Consider the following 24803-nt stretch of genomic DNA (forward strand, 5'->3'; position numbering starts at 1 on the left):
GTAGTGTGTTAAAGTTCTCGTTTTTAAGGTGGTAAGAATAAGTTCTTGACGTAAATTTTAGTAAATTCTTTATCTGCTGAGATTTCCACGTATTTCGTTTTTCGAGCTATTTCTCCTGCTTTCTCCCTAGCTTCACTTGATTTCAGAATTAGTTTTGCTCCACTTATTGCTGTATTCCCTACGAAGGTTGTCTTGCTTATCCAGACTCTAGGGATTAACCCTATTATTGCTGCATTCTCTACATTCAAGCTCGTGCCGAAAGACCCTGCTATAAAGACTCTCCCTACTTCTTCAGGTGTTAAGCCTGCTTTCTTCAATATTAGCTGAGTTGCTGAAGCTATAGCAGCTTTAGCGAGTAAGATAGACTCTATGTCTTCACTATAGATAGCTATGTCTTCGCCAGTACCCGACTCACTACTCCACACTATCACGAACTTATGTTCTACCCCCTTCTTGAGCCTCTTAGAAGCTACGTCTTTAAACCTCCCTCTCTCGTCAATGATCTTGTGTTTGTAGAGGTGTGCTAACGCGTCGATATAAGCCGAACCACAAATACCTAGTGGCTTCACACGGCCTATCACCTCATAACGAACATCGTAATCACCTGAAAACTCATTAAAGTACATGAATATCTTCGATACAGCCCCATCAACGGCTCTCACACCATGTCTAGTCCCGAAACCCTCGAATGCTGGTCCCGCAGGTGCTGAAGTAGCGTATATTTCCACACCATTACTAACTAAAACTTCAGTGTTTGTTCCTATGTCTAGCAAGACGCAGGGTTCCACACACTCATCAAGTCCTACGGCTAGAGCGTCTGCTACAGCATCTCCGCCGACAAACCCTGCAATACTTGGAGCTACGTAGACGTAGCTGTTAGGGTTGGCTCTAATACCTACTTCATTAGACCTGAACTCAAGTCCTTGAGTAAATACGGGGGTGTAGGGAGCAATCCCTAGAGTGCGGGGGTCTACCCCTAAGAGTAAGTGTGTCATCACTGTATTGCCTACGACCACGATCTCGTATATGTTCTCAGGTCTTACTCCAGCGCTAGAAGACGCCTTACGTAGTAACTCGTTGATTGAGGTGATGATGTCTTGACGTAGTTTCTCAAGATACTCTACGTTGCCTATAGCGTGAGCTATCCTCGACATGACGTCTGACCCGAAGACTTGCTGAGGATTTGGTGAAGAAGCTACGGCTAGCGTATCCCCACTACTTAAGTCGAGTAAGTGTGCAACGACTCTAGAAGTACCTACGTCAATCGCTAAACCATATAAGTTGTTTTCCTTGTTCCCGCACTCAATATCTAGTAGTTCCTTACCTCTCAATGTTACTGTGACTTCCCACCCACACTCTCTAAGGACTTTAGGGAGCAGTCTAAGTAGCCTTAAAGAGACTCTAGACACCTCCTGGTGGCTTGAGAGCCTACTTAAGTCAGACTTCTGGTCTTCTAAGCTAGGAGGCGATATCTTAAGAAAATACTTACGTACTAGTGGAGAGAGCTTAAAAGGTTTCTCAAAACCTACGTCAGCAGATTTAAATGATGTTGCAAGGCTTAACTCAGGAATCTCTATTAAGGCTCTGCTGCTGGCTAGGCGTGTCTGGCAAGCTAGCCTGAAACCTTCTCTAAGCATCTGATCTCCGAGGAGCCTGAGTTCGCTCAAACTACTTTCTGAGAATGCTCCTGTTAAAACCTTAATAACGCACTTACCGCATACTCCCGACCCACCGCAGTCAGACCTGATGTTAATACCTTTATCTCTGAGTAGTTCGAGGAGTGTCCTGCTGTTGTCGGGTTTAACTAGCTCTACCTTCAGAGTCTTACCACCAACTCATTATAATTCTCTGAGTGAAAACTTATTATTAATATACGTGTTTTTCGCTATATGATTTATGGGATGTTATGTGTCTATCGAGGGTCTTAAGGGGAAGCTATATGGGGCAGTGATTGAGGGAGACCCTGAGAGAGCCTTAAGTTATGCTCAAGAACTTCTTACTTCAGGTCTTGACGTGCGGCAGATAGTTTCTGAGGTTCTAGCTCCTGCGATGAGGGCTGCTGGCGAGATGTATGAGAAGGGTGAGTACTTCATAGCTGACTTAATAGCTTCAGCAGAAGCATTTAAGCAAGTTTTTGACAACATACTCAAGCCTACGCTAGCCTCGAGTGCTGTGAGTAAGGGTGTCGTGGCAGTCTTCGGGACTGTAAGAGGAGACATACATGAGTTAGGTAAGAACATAGCTAAGGCTTTATTCGAAGCCGAAGGATTTGAAGTAATTGATTTAGGAGTTGACGTGCCTCCCGAGAAATTTGCTGAGGTGATTGAGTCTCGAGAAGTTAAGGTAGTCGGTCTCTCAGCCTTAATGACTACAACGATGATTGAGCAAGAAAAAGTTATTGAAGAACTTAAGCGTAGGGGCCTCAGAGAGAAAGTAATAATTATTGCTGGAGGAGCTCCAGTAACTGAAGAGTGGGTAAAGAAGATAGGCGCTGACGTATGCGGTGACGACGCGTTTAGAGCTCTCAAGAAAGTTAAGGAGTTGCTAGGTGTTACGTGATGCCTAGACCAACCCTAATTATATTAAGCAAGGAAGAAGCACTAGAAATACATGATAGAGCTCTAGACTTGCTGAGCAGAGTCGGTGTTAAGTTTGAAGATCCTGAAGTAGCTAAGACGTTGTTGGAGGCTGGAGCAACAAAAAGTGATGGCAGGATCCTGATACCTGAGGAGGTAGTTAATGAAGCACTCAAGAACACACCTAAGAAAATCGACCTCTACGATAGAGATGGGAAGAAAGTCGCTACGTTAGGCGATGGAGCCCTAATCTTTAACCCCGGCTCGGCAGCAATAAGAATACTTGATTACGGTACTACAGAACCAAGGACCCCCACGCTAGAAGACCTCAGAAACCTAGTCGTAGTTGTTGAGAACCTAGACTTCATAGACGCTCAAAGCACTGCTTTAGTTCCTGGTGACGCTCCAATAGAGATTAGAGATGCTGTCAGGCTCTACCCGATACTGAAGTACTCGAGAAAACCTGTAATTACGGGAGCTTTCACCGTAGAGAACATGCCTGTAATGCTTGAGATGCTTAAGGTAGTTAGAGAAGACGCTTGGAGGAGACCTTTCACAGTCTTTGACGCTTGCCCCTCACCACCCCTCTCCTGGAGTAGAGTGACCTCAAGGAACATAGTTGATTTAGCTAGAGCTGGAGTCCCTGCAGAAATCGTCTCAATGCCTGGGTTGGGAGCTACCGCGCCAGTTACTGTGGCAGGAGCTACTGCACTACACCATGCTGAAGTCTTGAGCGGCATTGTTTTAGCACAGTCAGTTTCTAGGGGCGCGCCAGTCATTTATGGTGGGTCGCCTACACTCATACATCCGAGGTTCGGCACTACGCTAATAGTAGCTCCAGAGTCTATTCTGGTGTCTCTAGCTTATAGAGACCTCGCGAAGCTCTTAGGACTCCCTACACATACTTACATGGGATTAAGCGATTCTAAGTTAGTTGATTATCAGTCAGGAGCTGAAGAAGCTTACTCAGCACTCATAGCTGCTCTCGCAGGCTTCGACGTGATTTCAGGTCCTGGCATGCTAGAATTCGAGAGTGTTCAGTCTTTAGAGAAGTTAGTACTAGATAATGAGGTGTGTGGTTTGGTGAAGAGAATTTGGAGAGGGTTCGAGATTAGTATAGACGAGATAGCTACTGAAGTTATTGAAGAGACTGTTTTGAGGAAGGGAGGTAACTTCCTCCTACATCCTCATACGAGGAGGTATCTTAGGAGAGACGTTCACATACCTTCTTTATGGGACTCGAAACCTAGGTCTAGGTGGGGCGGGAGAAGCATTTATGACGAAGCACATGCTACAGTCATGAAGCTACTTAAGGAAGGGACTTACAATGAGCTGAGCTCTGATGTAATGAACGAACTAAATAAGGTTTATGCTGAATTATGGGTGAGAGCCGGTTCTAAACCTAAGTATGTTTAAGTGTTTTGCTTCTCAAACATCTTAACAACTCTCACGATCTTCTCGATTTTAGATAAGGATAACTTATATTCTTTTTCCTGATCTCCTAGAGACCCTTTCAGACCAGCAAACCCGCAGTCAGCTGATACTAAATCAATCCTCCCCCCACACTTCTCATACACCTTCTTAAGAAGCTCTAAAACCTCATCGTAATCTTCAACTACGGGAATCCTCGAACTCACGACGCCTGGTGAGACAATCTTATCGTACTCTTCAAGTATTTTCTTGTCGAGAACCTCAAGGTTTCTAGGGTTGTCGTGAAACTCGAAGCTTAAGTACCTTACTTTATCCGTCCTAGCTAAAAGTTCTAAGAGTCGTCTGTGGATTCGGCCACATACATGAATCCCTATCTCAGCCTCCCCAGCGACTGCCACTACGCTTTCTAAGATCTCTATAATCTCGTCGTCACTGTAGTTAAAGAGGTTTTTCCTTGAGCCAATCATGAGTCCTAAGAGAGGCTCATCTAAGAATACTATCCCGAAACCTAGTGACACCAAGTACCTCACAAACCTACTCACGTAATCAGAGAGGAAACCCTCAACTAACTCCTTACTAGCTAAGATAGTTGAAGAGAGGTCCGTAGAATCAGTGCTTAAGTAGAGTCTAGAAGCCAGCGTGAAAACTCCTGTTACTGGAGCTCTTAACTCACTAAACACTAGCCCAGCTTCTCTCACCAAGCGAATCGAGAACTCTGCTTCAGGCACTTGAAAATTCTTAATAACCTGTGTACTGAGCACACTAGGATCTACTTTCATGAAGTTTCCTGCACGACTCACCACACCTGCCTCAACTAAAGGACTCACGTAAATGTCTACGAACCCCCTTAATTGAGGATATGACGGCACGTCAACTCCTAGGAAAGCCAAGTCTTCTAATACTCTCTTCACGTTTTGAAGACTATACTCTAGCGGAAAACTACCGACGTGACTACTCCTCATAACGACTCACTCTCTCCAACCTTATGAGAAACCTCACACAGACAATTTAAGATAATCACGGGGATCCCTCTCAACGCCTAAAGCCGCTTCTTTAGAGGAGAGAGGAAATCAGGGGGACTTCAAGACCTGTAAGGTCAACGCATGAGGCACGGATTTAACGGGGTTCGGGTTTCATGTTGTTTGATATCGACCCTTGGCTTCATTGACCTCAGACCTCCTTTCATTGGAAGCCTTATCATTAGTCTCCACTCTCTCAGGGTAACCCCACCCACAGCCCCCCTTCATCTAGCTCTGGTTCATTACTGTAGGGAAACCCCACATTCTGGCTTTGAACGCCCCACCCACTCGAGTCTTCACCACACACCCACATCGTGAGCGAGCTCAACCCACAATAAAATAACCTACATCAACCCCCTTACAAACCTTTATAAAACACAAAACAGTTGCACTAGGTGTGATATCTAGTTGAATTACTCTATCGGACCCACGTCTTCTCTGCCTTGCCTCAAACCTTTCCCAGCATATCTCCTTAGTCCTTCCCCGCCCGAAGTTATTAGTGTGAGTAGATTCTTGCAGTGCTTAACTGTCCTGTCAACAGCTATCTTAGCTAGCTCTTCTTGCGACGTTGCCTCATCTTCATGTACTGTCACGTCTATTACGTGTTTATTAGTCGTTAACTGGACTAACTGAAGAGCTAAGCTAGATACTACGTAAGAGAGTTTATCGGTTAGTGTTGGACCTACCCACCCTAAAGTTATGACTCCCTCACATTCTCTCTCCTCGATTAGTTTCTTAGCGGCTACTGGCATGTCTTTAATCCCGGGTACTGTATACCTGACTACTACTACGTTAGGTAGTAAGTCTTTCAAGGTCTTCTCAGCTATAGACCCCATATCGACTCTCGCGAAAGTAGTATCTACTACTCCTACTTTCACAGTCATTTAAGTACCTCCATCAAGAATCTACCGTTCTCGTAAATGAGTTCACCGTCTGCGAAGACTTTCCCCTTCCTCATGTCTTTTATTAAGTCCCAGTGAATTGAAGACTTGTTAGTTCCGCCAGTCTTAATATATGAGGCTCCTAGAGCTAGGTGTATAGTCCCTCCTATCTTCTCGTCAAACAAGATTTCCTTAGTGTATTTCGTTATGTCATAATTGAGTCCGAAAGCTACTTCACCAACTCTCTTAGCTCCCTCGTCAGTCTCAAGCATCTTCTTAAGAAACTCACTACCTAACTCAGCGTCAGCCTCTACTACCGCGCCCCTGCTGAAAACTAGCTTAACGTTCTTTACTTCAACACCTCTCCACACTGCCGGGAAGTCAAATTTTATGACTCCCTCTACCGAGTCTTCATGAGGTCCTGTGAAGACCTCCCCGCCAGGCATGTTGTTCTTCCCGTCATCGTTGATCCAGACCCTACCATCAACTCTGAGTAGTAAGTCTGTGTCCTGGCTTACTATCCTTAGCTCAGAGACTTTGCTGAGAACCTCCACTATCTTCTGCTGAGTACTCGCCTGATTAACCCAAGCACTGACGGGGTCATCCTCATGTAGCTTCAGTGACTTGAAAACGAATTCCTCGTACTCTAGAGGAGACATGCCGGCTTCCTGAGCCATAGCTCTAGTAGGATACGCCGTGACAACCCACCTCAACGTACCTTCAGAGTCTCGCTTCATGAATATTTCGCTCAACTTACGCATAGCTTGAGTTCTCAACTTAAGTCTCTCTGGATCTACACTGACTAAATACTTAGAATGCGTTGACGAGAGTATTGATATCCTAACGTCCACGTTCTCAGCAATATACTCATCAATCCTAGAATAATACTTCAGTAATTCCTCGGTAGAGTATCTATAGAATATCTCGTTTAACACTTCATCGTTAATACTCCATCTAGGGTATCCACCTCTCCTAACTACTTCTTTCCACAACTCACGTACGAGCGCGTACGCCTCGTGAGTCGAGTTTATCAATACCTCATCTCCTGACTTAACGCTAGTGCAGTATTCTGTGATTAGTCTGGCGAGCTTACTAAGCACGCAGATATCACCAAAAATAAGTGGAGGGTCTCAGTAAATAAGTTTGGTTAAGCAAGTCCTTAACTCGAGAAAAAGGTGTTTTGAAGGAAAAACTAAGTCTTATGGTTTATAGCCAGCCACGCAACTTCATTGCTTTATAGACTCTCTCAACAGCTAAGACGAACGCGGCGTCACGCATCGTTACTATCCTGTCTTTCCTCTCGTCTTTTAATTTCTCCCACCTGTCGGCAGCTCTCTTAAAGTTCTTCTCCATTATCGCTGCTAGTCTAGTCCTAGTCTCTTCCTCGTCCCAGAAATACCACTGAAGGTTCTCAACCCACTCTAGGTAAGACATTATAACTCCGCCAGCATTAGCTAAGATATCAGGTACTGCAGCTATGAAGTCTTTCCTGCTGTAGAGTATCTTCTCTGCTTCAGGAGTCGTAGGCCCGTTAGCGCCCTCAACAATCAACTTAGCTTTCACTTTGTTGGCGTTTGCTTCAGTTATTACGTTCTCGATTGCTGAAGGCATTAGTATGTCAGCGTCTACGTAGAGAGACGCGTCAGGGTCGCTAATTTTCTCTCCTCTAGGATAGTTAATTACTTTACCTGTCTCGTTCTTGACCTTCATAGCTAGCTCAACGTCTAAGCCGTTAGGGTCGTATACAGTTCCTGAAGTGTCGCTCACGGCAACTACTTTAGCGCCATATTTGACTGCCCAATAAGCCGCGTACTGAGCTACGTTACCGAATCCGTGGATCGATACTATCTTGCCCTCAAAGCCTCCTAACCACTTATCCGCGGCTGCTTTAGCAGCTATCACGGTGCCGAAGCCTGTCGAGTATATTCTTACTGGATTACCCCACAGCTCTGGCGGCTTAGCAGTGAAAACTCCCGGCACGTTATAGCCTTTCAGTTTACTGTACTCGTCAACCATCCAAGCCATTATCTGTGGGTTGGTGTTGACGTCTGGTGCTGGTATGTCAATCTCAGGACCTATTATAGGGGCTATAGCTCTGGCATAGCCCCTGCTCAACTGTTCTAGCTCTCTCATACTCATCTTCTTGGGGTCACACTTGACAGCGCCTTTTCCTCCACCATACGGTATTCCTGCTAAGGAGTTCTTCAGAGTCATGCCTAAAGCCAGCGCTATGTCAGTGTCTAGAGTGACTTCTGGGTGGTACCTGATACCGCCCTTATAAGGACCTAAAGCGTTGTTATGCTGGACTCTATAGCCCTCAAAGACTACTAGTCTTCCGTCATCCATTCTAACAGGTATTTTGACCATTAATACCCTATCAGGCTTGCTTAAATAGTCATAGACTTCCTGAGGCAACCCAGCTAATTCAACAGAATTCTTTAAAACTCTTAACATCCACTCTAGATACGACATTACATCACCACAAATTAGTATTTATTGGAAACCTTTTATATATTTAATCTCAAGTTTTAAACAGGGCAGACATCAACCTAAAAAGTATAAACTCGAACAAACTCCTCTAGAGAGTCAGATCTAATGCCTTCAACTCTTAAGCACCTTAACTAGTGTGAGCTGACCTCCTCCCCGCTCTTCAGGGCGGGGGTTCTGGGGGGTTTAGAGCTACATTCCCGGCTGTAATACTAGGTCAAGAAGGTTTCGTTAAGGCTATATGTAGTTAATGAGCCCTATTACTAATAATATCGCTAGAGTGGCTGATGTCACTCCCTGAATAACATAATTGAGTCTCTTACTGTGCTTGCTTAAGATTTCTGTTACTATTCTCCCTCCGTCACTTATGAAAATCGGTGCTGCGTTGATTATTGCTAGGGAGAGGTTAACTATTAAGACCCAGTTAATGTAGAAGAGGGCTTCAATAAGGTATGCTGGCGTGTCGGGCGCTACTAACTCACTCAAGTATACACCTAGTTTAGATCCAGCAGGCTTGCGTATGACGTAAGTCTCCGCAACACCAACCTCCACGATCCTGTAGCCTTCTCTAACACATCTCTGTGTTTTTAGGACAAGAACTACGCTCTCATTAATCAGCTTCTTCAAGAGAGAAGTAAACTCTTCTAAGTTCTTTATCTTAGAGCCGTTTACCTCAAGTATTATAGATGGTGTGGAGATGTTGGCTTGAAGTGCTGGCAGTTCAGGATTACTCCTATCTAATTCTATTATTACTGGAACCAAGCTTACTTGAGCCGAAAACAAACTTACGAGTCCTAGAGCAAGCAACGCAATGAGTGAGTTACCTAATATGCCCGCACTAAGTATTGATGCTTTAGACTTCCTAGGCGCCTCATTAAACGAGCTCTCAGACAGCTTAACGTATGCTACGGGAAAAATAACAAATAATCCAATACCCCACGACTCAATCTCTACTTTCTCTAATAGAGCTACTAGAGCGTGCATGAGCTCGTGAACAACCATAGCTATACCTATCGACAAGATTAGGGGGATGAGTGCCTCTAGACTTATAGTGATGCCAGGAATTACTGGGATAAACGGCGATACAGGGGCTTCACCAGCTGAGACAGCCCTGAACAACCCTTCAACGGCGTTAATCAGTGTTAAGTACAGGTAAACTATCATTAAAGCCATGTTTAAGACTCCCGCAACGAAAATGGCGTTTCTCAAGGGTCTACTACTGGGGGGTATTACCCTACGCAGTTTTGACGCAGTACCTATATCTACTAAGATTGTTAAGAAGCCGACATCAACTCTGCGTTTCTCTAGCTTGTCACGCAAGCTCTTCCGAGTCTTAACTAGCGTGAATAAGAGCGCCTCAACTAAGATCAGTCCCAGCAAGTAAGCATATGAGTTACTCATACGCACGACCTAATAACAATACCTGAAAACAAAATATAGTTTTTAAGAGTTCCCCTAACTAATGAGTTAGGTGATGAGAGTGAGGATAAGAAATGCTCGTAATGCTAAGCAGAACGTGATAGGGGGGCTACTAATTTTCACAATATTAATAGCTGTCTCGCTAGCTTTAGGCTTCTACGGCTACTACGTGGAGAGAGCCCCTAAAACCACTAATACTACTCCCACAACAAGTCCTGTGACAACCCCTACAACAACCCCGACTACAACACCAGCTAATACCACAAATACTACCACTATAGTTACGACCCCAACCAACACTACGAGTGAGGTCCCGTACGTACCTGAGTAGTTTGATAATACTCACACAGTGTAACATTCGTTAACTATCTTTAGCGAGTATTCTCTCGTCTTCATCAAGTCCGTGTAGAATTCTAGGTTAACTAGGAAGTCTCTGAAAGTCCTTATAGGGACTACTAAAACCCCTTCTAAGTTACCTCTTAAGACTTCCGTGAGTGTAACTATGACTGGAACAAACCACTTAGCTTTACTAATTAACCTGAACTCGTTTTTTATTTGCTGGCACTGCTTAACTAGGTACAAACATTTTTGCTTGTGTTCACCAGCTACGTACTTGAGTTTTCCTTTCTTGCTGTATCCGGGAGACCAGTGCTTGCAGTCAATAATTAACCCAGCTCGCGACACCGGGTCTACCGCCACGACATCATACTCGTACTTCCTTAGCTTAGTCCTTAAGTTTCGTATACTTTCGTAGCCTGAGAGTCTCAGGTATTCTGAAACAAGTTCTTCAAAGTCTTTCCAGTTCAGGAGGCTTGAGACTTCGTATAAGTCAGCTCCCCCCTCAAGAGCCTTAAGAGCTAAGGGCAGTAAAGACTTAAAGCACAACTCCCCGGCTACACCCGCGTAAGTCCCTTCAAGACTAATTAAGTCTAGCACCTCAACGTGCTTAGTAATTAACTCACGGTTAATACATTTACTCTCACTACTAAGTATTTGACGCATGAGCGCGATCCAAGCAAGCGGTTGCTGGCCACCCATGATCTACTCCCTAGTCGCGGACTAGACCCTAATAATAGCTTCTTAAGACACATATAATGCTTGACTAAATAGGTTGCTGGATTCTTGTGTTAGGTGATTTTAATCAGTTTTTAGCCGCTCGTCACCTACTCTGAGTTCACCTCCCTCATCATCGTGATAAAACCTGCTTAGTCGAATATAACCTTTTATACTTTGACAACAAAGTATTTGTAAGGGAGTAGGTGCAGGTATTTAGAGAGGCTTTCGTGAGTATTTCGAAGTTCCTGAATTACTCGCTTAACGAACTTTCTTTCGAAGAAATTGAGAAGTTTATTAAGAAGCTGGTAAGCGTGTACTATGATTCAAAGAAGATTCTGGTGTTAGGTGCTGGTAGGTCAGGTCTCGTCGGCAGAGCTTTTGCTATGAGGTTATCACATCTGGGCTACAACGTCTACGTGTTTGGCGAAACCATAAATCCTCCGCTAAATCCAGGAGATATGATCATAGCTATCTCAGGTTCTGGAAGAACGAAGCTAGTTGTTACGGCGGCTGAAGTAGCTAAGAACTTAGGAGCTGTCGTAGTGAGTATAACTTCTTACCCAGACTCGCCTCTTGGGAGGATCTCAGACATAGTCGTTAGAGTTCCTGGCAGGACGAAGATTAGTGGTGAGGACGACTATAACGTCAGGCAATTAATGGGTATTTACGAGCCTCTAGCGCCTCTAGGAACTCTGTTCGAGGTCGCAGCTCTAGTGATGTTGGATGCCGTCATCGCTGAGCTGATGGCTAGGCTAGGTAAGACAGAAGAAGACTTGAGGTCTAGGCACGCGAATATTGAGTGAGGTTCCCGTGTCCTGCTATTCTGAAGCCTTACGTTTAGTTAAGGATGCGGTAGATTCTTACGTTAAGTACAGGAAAGACGGGAGACTTAGTGACTTAAAGCATGCTCTAGCTTCCCTTCTCAGGAGCTATGTTTTACTTCTTGAGGGGCGTTACCTACCTGAGCTAGACCTCACGAACCTAGCATCAATAGCTCTAGATAAGGGCATAATAAGTAGGGAGCTATACTCAGACGTGGTTACGGCTAACTTAATCCTCAACGGGTATCTCTCAAGCGACTTAAGTTTCGTGGAGGAAGTGTTTAATAAGTTGCTTGATAAGCTCTCAAAACACGACCCCTACGTCAGCCAGCAAATGTATTTATTTAGGTACTGAGGCGAGTGACTTGAGCAAGCAATTCACAGAAATTAACGAGAAATGGATTTCATCAATAGCTGTGTTTTATTACGTGGAGGGAGCTCTCTACGAATTAGTTGAGGATTACGAATGTGTAGGTCCGAAGGTGAGAATCGAACACAACGTAAAAACCCCCACCGTCGAGTACTGCTGTCAGAAGATGACTAAGGTGCCTGGCGAGCTAGTCAGTCTGGAAGAAGGTAAAGAGAATAACGTGATAGCGGGTTACAGATATCGTAGTGAGGCATGTTGGGAAGGTGAGGAACTATACTCTCTACTCAACAAGATGGTTAGTCAAGTCTTGATTAATTCTATAAAACTAATGACGCCATACACTCACGTTACTAGTCAGTCAGGAATAGAGTATTTGCTTGCTGTCTTGAGTGACGGTAAGGGGTACTTGATTGAGGGAGAAGAAAACAAGATTGTCGTGCCCATAAGTAAGGCTCTCTTCAGCTTGCATACACACCCAAACAACTGCTTGTTATCACCACATGATGTTAGGTCTTTGAGTAATACCCTGATGTATAGGGGGATTGGCGGTGGCGTGATATCTAGAGATTGCTATTTGATTTTAGTGAGGTCAGGTCCCTTCACTGAGGACGATTTAATGGATTTGATGAAGTTTAGGAACGCCTTGAGGAAGATGAAGGTTGATGACTTAAATCATTACCTTAAGAGAGGTTTCATAGGTACTAGCCTACGCATTCACACGAACTACTTCCACATAAGTCAATTATAGTCTTGACTAGTCTCGTAAAGAGTATGTCAGAATTTGTTTTCTTATAGGAACTCAGTAATTCTAGGAGTAGACCCTTCTGGTCTTGTTTTAAACTACAACACTCTATGATTCGGCGGTCTCTCATAAACAGAGACGAGAAAACCCTGCAGACGTTGCAAGCGAATCCAGTGAATCCAGACTCAAAATCTATTATTCTGATCTTACCTTCATCATCGATTATTACGTGCTCCCTCAGTATATTTAGTTCTTTATGTGTTATGTTTTTTGAGTCTAGGTAGCGCGCGGCCGCCAAGACTTTGAGGTATAGCATAATAAGGTCTCTACACGAGGTTATGTTAGGGGCTACATCACCTAATTTAACTCCCTTAATTAATTCCATGATGATAAACTCCTCATCACAGTAGTAAATCTCGGGAGCTATGGGAGTAGCTCTCTTCATTAAGTCACACTCAAGTGTTAGTGAATCTCTTTTAGAATCTGTTCTCAAAACCTTCACTGCGACGTACCCTAGGTTCGCGAACTCAGCCGCTAAAACAACTGACGAATGACCTTTCCCCAAAACTTTAAGACCCCACAATTCGTGGTCTCCTAAATCAACACAGCTCCTAAACCCTAAAGACAGCAACTTACTAAGTCTTTTACGAATCAAGTCCTCACTTAACTCAGGATAACTCAGTAAGCGAATACACTCCAAGCTACACACCTAATCAAACAATCAGGTTTTGCAATATTAACGTAGGCCTCGCACCACAGCCTTGGTATTGGCGTGGCCCCCTCTGCGGTGCGGGGACTCTCAACAACCGGCTCCTGAGGCCGTCCTCCACCCGGTGACCCGTGAACGTCGGCGTCAGGGGTTAGGTTGCTCCCTTCCGGGCCTGGCCGGTTCCCCCTGTAAAGGCGGTTGGCGTTCCCCCTCCGAGGAACGCTCCGCCACCGCCGACCCCACGGGGCGGGCTTCATCGCAAACCTCAGGGCAGCTGTTGAGGTCTCCTGCACCACAGAGAGTTACTGGCCCCGCTTTACGCCTTCGGCTAGAGGAGGCGGCGACCCTCCTGGCCCTACCCACGCCAGGCTAAATAATTTATCGGAGTTTATATTTGTTCTTTCTTGTGTGGCGCGTGTAGTTAGGTATGCGATATTTGATATTCTTGACGTATGTGGAAGCGTTCTTTCTCTGGTCGAGAAAAAGTTAATCATGTTTTAGGTCGTAATGCTTCTGAAAGTATTTGTCTTAGGTCTTCACTCAACCATACATAATGTCCTGCCTTACACCACAGCGAGCCGTCTGATAATATAGTTACTTCTGAGTCCGGGTGTTGTGGGCACTTAAGAATTACTGCACTTTCTCTAAGTGCTTTATCTAGTTCTATAAAGATCTTTCCCAGCCTTTCCTGCGTTGTTTCTCTCAATTCTCTCTCTTCCCAAGTTTTCAGTCTTTCTTGAATTCCTGTTAAGTTGTCTAGTATTTTCTTTAAGGTTGCGTCTTCAACACTCCTATGCTTATAGATCCTCATCATAGCTACTAGCAAGGTAATTATGCCGACCCACACTAAGACTAAGAGGCTGGCCAGTATAGAGTCTCTGAAAGTATAGTAGGGGTTGTACGTCCCGAAGACTGCTCGTATCACGAAAGGCATTATAGAGAGAGACACAACAATAACTAAAAACGCTACAGCTATAATGCGTAGTTCTTTATTCATTGTGGCTATCTCCTAAGATAAAATATTAGTTCGGTGACTTAATAAACCTTAATACGTTCTCTAATGGTACTTCTTAAGGTTTATATTAAGATTCACACGTATTTACTGGTGTATTTAATGTCTAGAAGTCTGAAAGTAGTTGTTTATGGTGTGGGACCTATAGGGTCCCTCATAGTCAAGCTCCTCGATTCTAAGAAGGGTGTTGAGTTAGTTGGCGGGATTGACGTAGACCCTTCTAAAGTTGGTGAAGACTTAGGTGTTGTAGCGGGACTAGGTAAGAGTTTAGGTGTTAAGGTAGTTCATGACTCAACAGCCTGGAATTTCTTGAAGTCTGTTAAGCCTGACGTAGTAATCATATCTACTGGCACGTACTTAGACCGCATATATCCTCAAATAGTTAGGGCGGTATCCGTGGGAGCTAATGTTGTGTCTACCTCGGAAACTTTAGCGTATCCTTGGTACAGATATCCTGAACTCTCCCTACTAATTGACGAGTTAGCTAAGAAGAACGGTGTTAGAGTTATTGGCACTGGCGTTAATCCAGGGTTCGTGTTCGACGCGTTGCCAGCTTTCCTGACGTCTGTTTCTGCTGAAGTACACAGAATACACGTAGTTAGGTCTTTAGACGCTTCTAAGAGGAGATACTCTTTCCAGAAAAAATACGGTATTTCTTTGACGCCAGAGGAGTTCAGGCTTAAGATGTCTGCGGGGGAAATAACTGCGCATGTAGGGTATGCGGAGTCTATAATGCTCTTAGGATGTGTTCTAGGAGTGAGCATAGATAAGGTTGAGGAAGGGCAGGAACCAATAATAGCTGAAGAACCTATGGAGACTCAGTACTTCAAGATTAGTCCAGGTAGAGTCTCAGGGATTCACGGGTGGGGTGTTGGCTACGTCAACGGTAGAGAATTCGTTAGGCTAGATCTGCTAGCATCTGTGGGTAGGGAAGACTATGACGAGGTGCTTATAGAGGGGAACCCGACAACACGCTGGAGGTGTGAGACAGGAATTCCCGGTGATATTGCTACTGCCTCAATGGTCGTTAACGTTATACCGAGAGTTCTTCAGGCACCTCCAGGACTCCTAACTATGAAAGACGTTATGATCCCGTCGGCTTGCCTAGGCGATTATAGATGGTACGCTGGGAAGACTTAAGAAAATCTAAGGAATTCTACGAGGAAGCACGGAAGTATCTGCCGGGAGGAGTCTCCTACGCTCTAAGGTACTTCACACCACACCCGATATACGTAGCTAAAGCAAAAGGGTCTAGAGTATGGGATGTTGACGGGAACGAATACGTTGATTACTGGATGGCTCACGGAGCAGTAGTTACTGGCTTCGGGTACGAGCCGATACTCGAGGCAGTAAGAGAGCAACTAGCTCTAGGGACTCACTTCGGGTGGTGTAATGAGTGGGAGGTTAAGTGGGCTAAAGCAGTGACTCAATGGTTTAGTCTAGACATGGTGAGACCGGCTAACTCAGGCACTGAAGCCAACATGTATGCTATCAGACTAGCTAGGGCATACACTAAGAAAACAAAGATAGGTAAATTCGTTGGTGGTTGGCACGGCGGCTACCCAGAACTACATGTAGCAGTGAATTACCCGTACGAGCGTCCGTCCTCACTTGATATGCAGTACTTTAACACAGGTCATACAGTCTTGCTTCCTTACAACGACTTAGATGGTGTGAGGAGTATAGTAAAGAAAGAAGACCTAGCAGCGATTTTAGTAGAGCCTGTGATCGGTATAGCCGGATGTATTCCAGCTGAGAAAGAGTTTCTTAAGGGGCTTAGAGAACTAGCTGATGAAGAAGGTTTCCTCTTAATATTTGATGAAGTCATAACGGGGTTTAGGTTCTATAAAGGTGCTCAACACTACTATAACGTGAGGCCAGACATAATAACTGCAGGGAAAGCTGTTGGAGGGCAGTATTTCGCGGGTGCAGGAGCCATAGTGGGTTCTTCAGAGTATCTAGAACTCTTAGACCAGATAGCTAGGCCTAAACCCGAGGAGAGAGTGTTTCACGGGGGAACGTTTGTCGGCAACCCCCTAACGATGAGGGCGGGTTACGTACTAGTTTCTGAGCTCCTTAGTAAGGGAGAGTTATTTTACGAGAAGCTTCACAGCTTAGGGAGAAGACTAATTAAGGGCTTAGAAGATTCTGTTGAGAGAACCTGCACGCAGTGTCACATCACGGGTCTTGGGTCGATGGTAGGAATACACTTCACTAAGGAAGTTCCTAAGAACCCCCTAACGAGCGAGAGAACCAAAAATTTGAGAGCGTGTGAACAACTGTTTATACACATGATAGAGAGAAACACTCTCTTCTTAACACCTACTAAACCACACTTATTCCTCTCAGTAGCTCATACACTAGAAGAGATAGATAAATTCGTCACTGATTTTGAAGAGTTTCTAATTAGAAATACCGAATTAGTTACGAGGAAATGATGTTTAGCGAGACGTGAGGGCAGAAAACAAGTTGATTGCTGTCTTCACGCAACGTTAGCTAAATATTTGTTTTCTGGGGTTTTAATATTTTTGCGCTCACTTAAGAATTTTTGTGACTTCATGAATAAATACAGTCAAGAAGTTAGCTAAAGACTTTGTTGTCTTATATAGGCTTACTAAAGCTTAATAGGTCTTCTGATTCCGTTATCCTCGGTCAGGAATAAGATGGAGGAATACCCGTTTACGATGGGGGAAGTAAGAAGTCTTGAAGTAGGCCGTAGAGGGCTTCATGAACTCTTACTAAAGATGAGTGACACGGCATTTCAAGGCAGGGCTTTAGGAGAAGCTTATCAAGCACTTATTGAGATGTTTAGCGATAGTGATGTAACGATATTTCTCGGCTTAGCGGGCTCGATGAGTACTGCGGGAATGTGGAAAATAATTAAGTGGTTAGTAGAAAACAGGTATGTTGACGTAGTAGTGTCTACGGGCGCTATAATAAGTGAAGACATTTTTGAAGCGATGGGCTTCAAGTACTTGAAGACGCACCCGTGCGTAGACGATAACGAACTGCTTAAGCATAAGCTCGACAGATTTTATGATACTGTAGCTAGCGAGCTTGATTACAGGAAGATGGAAGGACTTATTAGAGAATTTGTCGAGAGTCTTCCTAGCGGGTCTATCTACTCCACGGCAGAGTTCCTACACTTATTTGGTGAGTTCCTCAACAAGAGAGGAATAGACTCGATAGTAGCAGCAGCTTATAGGTCTGGCGTGCCAGTATTTTCTCCTGCGTTAGTTGACAGCGGTTACGGCATGGCGACCTTATTACCGTACCGCAGAGGACACAAGATAGTCTTAGATATGGTGAAAGATTTCTACCAGATAGTAGAGGTTGGTAGACGTTCGAGCAAGCTCGCCGCAATATATGTTGGCGGCGGCGTACCTAAAGATTATGTGAACTTAGTGACAGTAGCTCAAACTCTGATAGCTGAGGAAGAGGGACTACACGACTACTATAAGCCGCTAGAGTATGTGGTGCAGTTCACTACAGACGCGCCTCAGTGGGGTGGCTTAAGCGGCGCTACACTAGAAGAAGCCGTTAGTTGGGGTAAGGTTTCTCCCAGGGCTAAGAAGAAGGTAGTATATGTAGACGCTACTATAGCGTTACCTGTAATAGCTCACGCTCTAGTTGATGGGGGTGTTAAGAGGTCGCACAAGACCGACCTCACATGGTTGTTTAGAGAGGTGGGGAGGTGATTCAAGTGAGTATGGATAATGACTTCATAGTTGGGAAACACTATTACGCTAACCTCTACGATATAGATGTTGAGGCTGCTACGAACGAAGAAGAACTCAAGAATGTGGTTGTGAGGGCTGCTAAAGAATCTAATATGAAGTTAGTAGAAGTTAAGTCTTGGAGTTTTGGTGGGAGAAAAGGAGGGGTTTCAGTCATAGCTTTAGTTGAGGAGTCGCACATAGCAGTCCATACATGGGTTGAGTACAGGTACGCCACCGTTGATGTCTATACGTGTGGTGAGCAGAGCGACCCTCTGAAAGGTATAGAGCTAATAATAGCATACTTAAAGCCGAGGAAATACAGGTTAGCGTACGCCGACAGGTCTCAGAAGACTGAGGAGACTCTAGTAGTGCCAGTGTCTTAAAGTCATTACCTTAAGTCCCATACTTCTAGCTAAATCCACAACGTTATCAGGAGACTCGATCACCGCAACCCCATATACGTGAATTCTACTCTTACTCAACACTTCCACTACACTTTTTAACTTACTCGGCTCTTCAAGCAATACATCAACGAGTAAAGCAGTCGTCTTCTCTTTTAAGCAACTCTTCGGGAGAGCTATGAAGCGTGCTTCATTATTACTATTATAGTGGGTGATGATATATCCTTTCTTATCGTGCGGGGGGCTCTCAGTGAATGGGCAGAGGAGTCCAGGTAAGTCGGTAGCTAAGTAACTAGCTAAAACGATGGCAGCTGTTGACATAGGTATTACTAAGTCTATCTTAGCACCGCCTACGAAGTCTTCAGTTATGTAAGAGAATAGCTTGAGAAAACCAGGCTTACTCAATACAGTTACTTGATTCTCTCTAAACTCTTTCACAGAATTTTCTATTAGCTTATCAATTAATCTTAACTCACCCACCTTACTAATTATCTTGGCTACCGTCTTCTCTTCAGGTACTGCGACTAGGTTCACGTACTTCCATATAGTCTGCGCGGGTAAGTCAAGCATTTTCTCTATGTCTCTTAAGCTGTAGTAGTGCTTCATTATATTCAATATCTTGAAAACATACGCCTTACCCACATCTCTATGAACTCTCCTACCCTTGCCTAGAGACTCGTTCACTTCTCATCTAAATATAATTACTAATCATGGAATTAATAAGCTAAACGTGATAAACCGACTTCATGAGCTTGTTGAAGTGATTACTCATCTTAGAGCTTGATGATGGGTAGAAAGTATAAATACTCTATAGAGGTAAATATAACTGGTGATTTAATACGGCATCTAGGGGGGGTGCCGGCTACAGGTTATTACTCTTCATAGCGCTAGGGTTTGTCCTAGGCATAATAGTTGGTTGGGTCGTGAGCACGACAGCCCCTCCCGAAGTTAAAGGACCGTTAAGTGATTGGTTTAAGGCTTTCGGCGATATCTTTGTTCGGTTGATTAGGATAGTTATACCGCCGCTAATATTCTTCACTATAGCTGCAGCTACTGCGTCTATAGCTAATGCTAGAAGGCTTGGCAAGATACTTGCTTTAATGCTTGTCTTATACATAGTTACAACAATAATAGCCTCGGTATTGGGCGTAATTGCGGCAACCACTATAGCGCCTGGTGTTGGCTTAAACCTCACTTCACAGCAACCGCCGCCAACTCCTCCCTCAGGAGTTGATATTCTGCTCTCGTTCTTCCAGCCAGACTTCAGCAACTTGCTAGTAGTTGGTGGCGCAATGACTATGATAATCTTCGCTATAATCTTAGGACTCGCTGTTACGTTCTTAGGAGATGAGGGGAGGAAAGTAGCTAATATACTCTCTCTAGGCTCTAAGACTATGATAAGCTTCGTTAGAATCATAATGTACTACGCGCCGGTAGCTGTGTTCATGTATGCTTCCTGGCTGATGATTAAGTACGGCCCTCAAATGCTGGGCGCTTACGCTAAATTCTTGGGAGGACAGTACGTATTTACTTTACTGCACTTCTTCTTAATATACTCTATCGTCGTGTGGTTAGGTGGGTTAAGCCCGATTAAGTACTTTAAGGCTCAGATGTATCCGTTCTTGATAGCTTTCACGACTAGATCTTCAGCTGCTACGCTACCTGCTAATATGGAGGCTGCTAGGAGGATGGGAGTTCCAGAAGAAGTCTTCGGAGTTACGCTACCTATAGGTGCTACCGTCAATATGGACGGGACAGCATTATATCAAGTAATGAGCGCTATATTCGTTGCTCAATTATTCAATATAGGCTTAACACCATACCATTACGGACTAGTAATTCTCGCAGCTTTAATAGGCTCTATAGCTACGGCAGCAATACCTGGTGGCGGCACAATAATGCTTGCTTACGTGCTAGCTGTGATGGGACTGCCTCTTGAAGGGGTTGGTATAATGCTGGTTATAGACCCCTTAGCAGACGCTATAAGGACAGCTATCAATGTCTCAGGAGATAATGCTTGCACAGTCTTAATAACTAAGTTCTTAGGCTATAGATTAAGGTCTTAAGTTTTTTAACTCTAAATACTTGCTTATTACGTCTTTAGACCATTCGTTAATTGGGGGGTTGAGTTGAGCCTATTAGAGCTTGAAGAACCTAAAGAACTCAAACAAATGATTAAAGAACTCAACACAGTCTTGGGAGGTAAGACTAGAGGGAAGAGTAAGGGGTTGCTAGTATATAATAAGTTACCTCAATACATATGGAGTTTCTGGAATAAAGAGTTGAGGAAGCTAGGTATTGACTGGAGAGAATTCCTAAGTATCGTTAGCAAAAACTCAGACTTAATATTCGAGTGGGCGGTAGAAGAGAAGATTAGCTGGAGGGAATTCCTAAGTAAATTAAGAGATGCGCTCACTACTTACAGTAGGACTAAGACAGAAAAGAGAGTGAGTCTTGACTCCTACATTAAGAAAAGTATTTAATACACGTGACGAACTTAGATTTAGTGATGAGAACTCAAGCCTGACCGATGAAGTTGTGGCGGCTGCCTGATTAACACCTCCGCTAACGCCAGCACAATCCGCGTTACGCGTCAGAACAACTCACCTGTTTGTTTTCTGGGCTTCGAGGTTCTCGACACGATTAGGTGTATGTCAGCAGATGACTCAAAACTCTGCTAAAGCTCGTGTCTTGATTAATTAGTAGCTCCAGGTTTTCGAGACCCGCGACATTCTATTATGGTAGACCTTGGAGAAACTGTAGTGAATCACTCTAGAACAAGGATAGGAGTAATAATATAAGCATTATAAGCCGCAACTCAAAACACGCTACTCATATGTTGTCCAAATGTCAGGAAGATTAATTAATATAATCCGCTTTAATTAATTTAGGTAATCTGGATGAACATGAGTGCTGTAATAGAGAAGTCTGCTGAGGTTCTAGTAGAGAAAGAAAATGAAGTGAGGCTAATTATTGCGTCAATTCTTGCTGAAGGGCATGTCTTGATAGAGGGTGTGCCGGGTATAGCAAAGACGTTGACTGTAAAGACTATAGCTAGGCTCATGAACCTAGATTTTAAGAGAATTCAGATGACTCCAGACTTGTTGCCGGCTGACGTGTTGGGTGGTTACGTATACGATACTAAACAAGGAACTTTCGTACTTAAGAAAGGCCCCATATTCACGAACGTTTTACTAGTTGATGAGATTAATAGAGGTTCCCCGAGAACCCAGTCAGCCTTGCTTGAAGCTATGCAGGAGAAGCAAGTAAGTATTGAGGGTCAGTCTTTCTCGCTAGATAAGCCCTTTATAGTACTAGCTACTCAAAACCCCATAGAATTCGAGGGCGTGTTCCCACTCCCTGAAGCACAGCTAGACAGGTTCTTAGCTAAGATAGACTCCACGTACACTTCAACAGAGGGTTTGAAGAAGATCTTGAAAGAAATAGACTTAATTGAAGAAAACTTCAACTCATTAAAGCCACTCTTAAGTAAGGAGGACGTCCTCAACGCGATTAAAGAAGTTCGCAGAATTAGGGTAGATGACGCTATATATGACTATGTTGTAAGACTTGTTGAGGAGTCACGTAAGCACCCGGCTGTCAGGCTCGGTGCTTCTCCTAGAGCAGGGATAGCACTAGTAAGATTAGCTAAGGCTCTAGCATACATAGACTCGAGAAGATACGTAATTCCAGACGACGTTAAGAAGGTTGCTAAGCCAGTCCTCTCACACAGGATAATAATCAAGCCAGAACACGAGATTAGCGGAGTTACGTCAGATAAAGTTATAGAAGATATTCTAGCTAGAGTAGAGGTTCCGAAGCCTTGAGCACAGCCTTCAAGAACGTGATTCCAGCCTTACTCTTACTCACTTTCTTAGGACTCTCTTTAAGATGCTTGCTTGCTACTGCTGAGGACGTGGTAAGGATACACACCCCTGATTTTCCAGAATACTTAAGCAACGTCACTAACGAAACCACTAGTGCGACTGATTACTCAGAATATTTTCAGATCATCAAGGAACTTTTTGACTTAGCTAACAGTAACGTGAGTTTCGGCGAGCTACTTACGAACCCCGCTACTAGAGAAGACCTTAACGAATTAGCTACTCTCCTGAATAAGAGCGGAGACCTGGAAAACGCTCGCAGGATTGAAGCTTTAAGAGATTATAGCTCTCTAAGCCCTCAAGAACTCCTTCAAAGCATAGATAGTGATGAGCTCAAAGACCTCCTTCAGAGATATCTAGAGAGCGGTCTCTTAAACGAAGAGATACTCAAGGAACTAAACAACATGTTTCTCTCTGGGAATATCAGCTTCGAGGACTACGTTAAGGCTCTCTACTTCCTCAGAGAGACAGGCGGTGGCGAGCTAGCGATGAAAGCAGATGCCCTATTAATGAGTGCTTTACTAAATAGCTTGGCAGACTCAACACTAAAGATTTTAAGTAGTGCGAACACGGACTTACGAGTTTCCGAAAATAGTGACATTAGTGAAGCCCTGAAATCTATGATAGATTTCTTTAGTAGGGAGTCTTCAGCTAGTGAAGGACTCACCAACACTCTTGAGAGCTTCCTGAGAAGCATGAGTAGACCGACGCCTTCAGTTCCTGCGATGAAGTTCCCGCGATTCAGTATTGACCTGCCTGCACTAACGCCTTCTTTCAGTTTAGAACCTCTAACCGTGTTTCTCCCACTAACACTAGTTCTGGCTGGAGTCTTGGTATACCTAATCACTAAGCAGAGGAAATTTGCGGCGGTCTTAACTCGATTACCCGTAATAAGAAGTCATTTACTAGAAGACCTAAACGTGAAGTCTGAAGTTATTAGAATTTACTGGAGTTCTGTCGAGCTACTCAAAAAGAGAGTTCCTATGTTCCCGAACGAGACTCACAGAGAGTACCTTGATAAGGTACTTAAGAATATCTCGAGTATGGGTGAGTCATTTAAGCGTATAACTGAGGCTTACGAGAAAGTCAGGTGGGGAGCACAGGAAGAGAAACTCTTCATAGATAATGTACGGAGAGCTTACGAAGACCTAATGAGGGGGATTAGGTAAAGCATGAAGAATCTCATAATCTTACTGAAGATAGTTAAGCGTTTGATAATACTCGTAGTTTTCTCGACTCTCATTATTGAAGTGTTTGCTTCCGCCCTCACGGGAAGACTGCTTAACAGCTTAATGAGAGTGTTTTCTTTACATCTTGGCGGAGATACTTTAGGTAACTTGCTAATGATTGTGGCGTCAATATTAGCGCTAGTGACGCTAATAACCCCGAGTTACTGGCTCTACGTCATTACTTCAGTCGCGACGTTTCTTGCGCGGACGCCAGACACTATTTGGTTGTCTCTAGTTATTCTCGGGTTAGTGAGCTTATTAGTAATTGATACGTACTCTACTTGTGTAAGTCGTAAGAAGAATGTTAAGGCTTCTGTAAAGGGTTCTAGAGTTTATTACTTGGTTATTTTCACGGTGTTCGCGGTTACTGTTGTTTTAATCACGCATCTAATAACGCTTTATTTAAATCTTTTCACGAGTTTCATGACCTCTGTGCCGGCTACGTCCCCTGTAAGAGCGTTTAGCTTGTTCTTAAGTGACAACCCGATAGGGAGAGTTCTCTTAATTTTAGTAGCAGTATCTGTTTTTGTAAAACTCTCACTGAATCTCATTGATGCGGTAACTTATTTCGTAATTCCTAGCTCAACCCTAGCTAAGTCAGAGTTGAGTACTTCAGTCAAGTACGACGTCGAGATCAAGTATCCCTTCTACACTTTAATGAGCCTCATCTTCACGCTTTACATGGCCCCACCACTCTACTATCTCCTTAATTACTTAACAGTGAGGGTACTTCCATGGTCATCTTCATTCTTAGGTGACTTTATGAGGAGCTCGCCTTACACTACTTACCTACCTACTTTAGCAGAGATACTGTTCTTCTTAGTCTTGTGGGGCCTCCTGAGCTACGTAACCAGATTCTTCAGAGGTCATATCAATAATAAGTTAGTTGCAGTCTTTGTTTTCTTAGTAGTCCTCTTCTTAATAGTAACTCAATTTAGCTCACTAGATATGAATGAATTTTTAAGTGTGGTTTACTTTAAGTACTACAAGGATTTTTTAGTGGTTGGTGAGTTGTTGCTCCAAATTACTGGTTTTGTTCCTTGAGGT

25 protein-coding genes and 1 other RNA gene are annotated in these 24803 nt (G+C 43.9%); 15 read left to right on the forward strand and 11 right to left on the reverse strand.

Annotated features, from left to right (window positions below):
- Nucleotides 1–23: 23 nt before the first annotated feature.
- Nucleotides 24–1820, reverse strand: a complete 1797-nt coding sequence (locus QXL29_04720) for an ASKHA domain-containing protein (protein ID MEM2283897.1) — start codon at nt 1818–1820, stop codon at nt 24–26.
- Nucleotides 1821–1908: 88 nt separating this feature from the next.
- Here QXL29_04720 and QXL29_04725 point away from each other — a divergent pair, with 88 nt between their 5' ends.
- Nucleotides 1909–2559, forward strand: coding sequence for a corrinoid protein (locus QXL29_04725; GenBank protein ID MEM2283898.1), 651 nt, complete (start codon nt 1909–1911; stop codon nt 2557–2559).
- The gene (locus QXL29_04730; protein ID MEM2283899.1) at nt 2559–3992 is read left to right on the forward strand and encodes a trimethylamine methyltransferase family protein; all 1434 of its coding nucleotides are present in this window, start codon (nt 2559–2561) and stop codon (nt 3990–3992) included. The genes QXL29_04725 and QXL29_04730 overlap by 1 nt, the downstream gene beginning before the upstream one ends.
- Here the strand turns inward: QXL29_04730 and QXL29_04735 are convergent.
- The 5 genes from QXL29_04735 to QXL29_04755 form a co-directional block, all read right to left on the reverse strand.
- Nucleotides 3989–4969 carry a methionine synthase gene (locus QXL29_04735; GenBank protein ID MEM2283900.1) on the reverse strand — a complete coding sequence of 327 codons (981 nt, stop codon included), beginning with the start codon at nt 4967–4969 and terminating at the stop codon, nt 3989–3991. The two genes, QXL29_04730 and QXL29_04735, sit on opposite strands and share 4 nt — an antisense overlap.
- Before the next feature lie 470 nt (nt 4970–5439).
- Nucleotides 5440–5910 (reverse strand): riboflavin synthase, encoded by a 471-nt coding sequence (gene ribC / locus QXL29_04740; GenBank protein ID MEM2283901.1) that lies wholly within the window; start codon nt 5908–5910, stop codon nt 5440–5442.
- Nucleotides 5907–7007 carry an aminopeptidase gene (locus QXL29_04745; protein ID MEM2283902.1) on the reverse strand — a complete coding sequence of 367 codons (1101 nt, stop codon included), beginning with the start codon at nt 7005–7007 and terminating at the stop codon, nt 5907–5909. Before QXL29_04745 ends, ribC begins: the two co-directional genes overlap by 4 nt.
- A 106-nt stretch (nt 7008–7113) precedes the next feature.
- Complete coding sequence (locus QXL29_04750; protein MEM2283903.1) at nt 7114–8379, reverse strand: Glu/Leu/Phe/Val dehydrogenase; 1266 nt, start codon at nt 8377–8379, stop codon at nt 7114–7116.
- Nucleotides 8380–8631: 252 nt separating this feature from the next.
- Entirely contained in the window at nt 8632–9795 is a 1164-nt protein-coding gene (locus tag QXL29_04755) for a M50 family metallopeptidase (protein MEM2283904.1), read from the reverse strand.
- 70 nt (nt 9796–9865) lie between these two features.
- Between QXL29_04755 and QXL29_04760 the strand changes: the two genes are divergently transcribed.
- Nucleotides 9866–10144, forward strand: coding sequence for a hypothetical protein (locus QXL29_04760; GenBank protein ID MEM2283905.1), 279 nt, complete (start codon nt 9866–9868; stop codon nt 10142–10144).
- Between the two features lie 11 nt (nt 10145–10155).
- Here the strand turns inward: QXL29_04760 and QXL29_04765 are convergent, their stop codons facing one another.
- Nucleotides 10156–10851 (reverse strand): restriction endonuclease, encoded by a 696-nt coding sequence (locus QXL29_04765; GenBank protein MEM2283906.1) that lies wholly within the window; start codon nt 10849–10851, stop codon nt 10156–10158.
- 221 nt (nt 10852–11072) lie between these two features.
- Here QXL29_04765 and hxlB point away from each other — a divergent pair, with 221 nt between their 5' ends.
- Genes hxlB through QXL29_04780 form a run of 3 tightly spaced genes read left to right on the forward strand, consistent with a single transcriptional unit; the run spans nt 11073 to nt 12808 of the window.
- Entirely contained in the window at nt 11073–11672 is a 600-nt protein-coding gene (hxlB, locus tag QXL29_04770) for a 6-phospho-3-hexuloisomerase (protein MEM2283907.1), read from the forward strand.
- Complete coding sequence (locus tag QXL29_04775) at nt 11665–12045, forward strand: hypothetical protein (protein MEM2283908.1); 381 nt, start codon at nt 11665–11667, stop codon at nt 12043–12045. Before hxlB ends, QXL29_04775 begins: the two co-directional genes overlap by 8 nt.
- The gene (locus QXL29_04780) at nt 11984–12808 is read left to right on the forward strand and encodes a hypothetical protein (protein ID MEM2283909.1); all 825 of its coding nucleotides are present in this window, start codon (nt 11984–11986) and stop codon (nt 12806–12808) included. The genes QXL29_04775 and QXL29_04780 overlap by 62 nt, the downstream gene beginning before the upstream one ends.
- On the opposite strand, the gene QXL29_04785 is transcribed toward QXL29_04780, so the two are convergent.
- The 3 genes from QXL29_04785 to QXL29_04795 all read right to left on the reverse strand — a co-directional run bounded on the left by QXL29_04785 (nt 12762) and on the right by QXL29_04795 (nt 14508).
- Complete coding sequence (locus QXL29_04785; protein ID MEM2283910.1) at nt 12762–13502, reverse strand: protein kinase; 741 nt, start codon at nt 13500–13502, stop codon at nt 12762–12764. The two genes, QXL29_04780 and QXL29_04785, sit on opposite strands and share 47 nt — an antisense overlap.
- A gap of 69 nt (nt 13503–13571) precedes the next feature.
- Nucleotides 13572–13877, reverse strand: an RNA gene (gene ffs / locus QXL29_04790) — signal recognition particle sRNA.
- Between the two features lie 124 nt (nt 13878–14001).
- Nucleotides 14002–14508 (reverse strand): hypothetical protein, encoded by a 507-nt coding sequence (locus QXL29_04795; GenBank protein MEM2283911.1) that lies wholly within the window; start codon nt 14506–14508, stop codon nt 14002–14004.
- A gap of 117 nt (nt 14509–14625) precedes the next feature.
- Between QXL29_04795 and QXL29_04800 the strand changes: the two genes are divergently transcribed.
- The 4 genes from QXL29_04800 (at nt 14626) to speD (ending at nt 18625) form a co-directional block, all read left to right on the forward strand.
- A complete protein-coding gene (locus QXL29_04800; GenBank protein ID MEM2283912.1) occupies nt 14626–15663 on the forward strand; it encodes a dihydrodipicolinate reductase in 1038 nt (345 codons plus the stop codon).
- Nucleotides 15642–16961, forward strand: a complete 1320-nt coding sequence (locus tag QXL29_04805; GenBank protein MEM2283913.1) for an aspartate aminotransferase family protein — start codon at nt 15642–15644, stop codon at nt 16959–16961. The genes QXL29_04800 and QXL29_04805 overlap by 22 nt, the downstream gene beginning before the upstream one ends.
- 225 nt (nt 16962–17186) lie before the next feature.
- A complete protein-coding gene (locus QXL29_04810; GenBank protein MEM2283914.1) occupies nt 17187–18221 on the forward strand; it encodes a deoxyhypusine synthase in 1035 nt (344 codons plus the stop codon).
- 11 nt (nt 18222–18232) lie between these two features.
- Complete coding sequence (gene speD, locus QXL29_04815) at nt 18233–18625, forward strand: adenosylmethionine decarboxylase (protein ID MEM2283915.1); 393 nt, start codon at nt 18233–18235, stop codon at nt 18623–18625.
- Here speD and QXL29_04820 read toward each other — a convergent pair.
- On the reverse strand, nt 18605–19327 hold the full coding sequence (locus QXL29_04820) for a hypothetical protein (GenBank protein ID MEM2283916.1): 723 nt from the start codon (nt 19325–19327) through the stop codon (nt 18605–18607). The two genes, speD and QXL29_04820, sit on opposite strands and share 21 nt — an antisense overlap.
- 197 nt (nt 19328–19524) lie before the next feature.
- Here QXL29_04820 and QXL29_04825 point away from each other — a divergent pair, with 197 nt between their 5' ends.
- The 5 genes from QXL29_04825 to QXL29_04845 all read left to right on the forward strand — a co-directional run bounded on the left by QXL29_04825 (nt 19525) and on the right by QXL29_04845 (nt 24800).
- Nucleotides 19525–20709, forward strand: coding sequence for a dicarboxylate/amino acid:cation symporter (locus QXL29_04825; protein ID MEM2283917.1), 1185 nt, complete (start codon nt 19525–19527; stop codon nt 20707–20709).
- 63 nt (nt 20710–20772) lie between these two features.
- Nucleotides 20773–21126 (forward strand): hypothetical protein, encoded by a 354-nt coding sequence (locus tag QXL29_04830; GenBank protein MEM2283918.1) that lies wholly within the window; start codon nt 20773–20775, stop codon nt 21124–21126.
- Nucleotides 21127–21549: 423 nt separating this feature from the next.
- A complete protein-coding gene (locus QXL29_04835) occupies nt 21550–22470 on the forward strand; it encodes a MoxR family ATPase (protein ID MEM2283919.1) in 921 nt (306 codons plus the stop codon).
- Nucleotides 22467–23696 carry a DUF4129 domain-containing protein gene (locus QXL29_04840; GenBank protein MEM2283920.1) on the forward strand — a complete coding sequence of 410 codons (1230 nt, stop codon included), beginning with the start codon at nt 22467–22469 and terminating at the stop codon, nt 23694–23696. Before QXL29_04835 ends, QXL29_04840 begins: the two co-directional genes overlap by 4 nt.
- A 3-nt stretch (nt 23697–23699) precedes the next feature.
- Nucleotides 23700–24800: a hypothetical protein gene (locus QXL29_04845; GenBank protein ID MEM2283921.1), complete on the forward strand. Its 1101-nt coding sequence runs from the start codon at nt 23700–23702 to the stop codon at nt 24798–24800.
- Nucleotides 24801–24803 lie beyond the last annotated feature (3 nt).

The sequence above is a fragment of the Zestosphaera sp. genome (assembly GCA_038843015.1).
Lineage (GTDB): Archaea > Thermoproteota > Thermoprotei_A > Sulfolobales > NBVN01 > Zestomicrobium.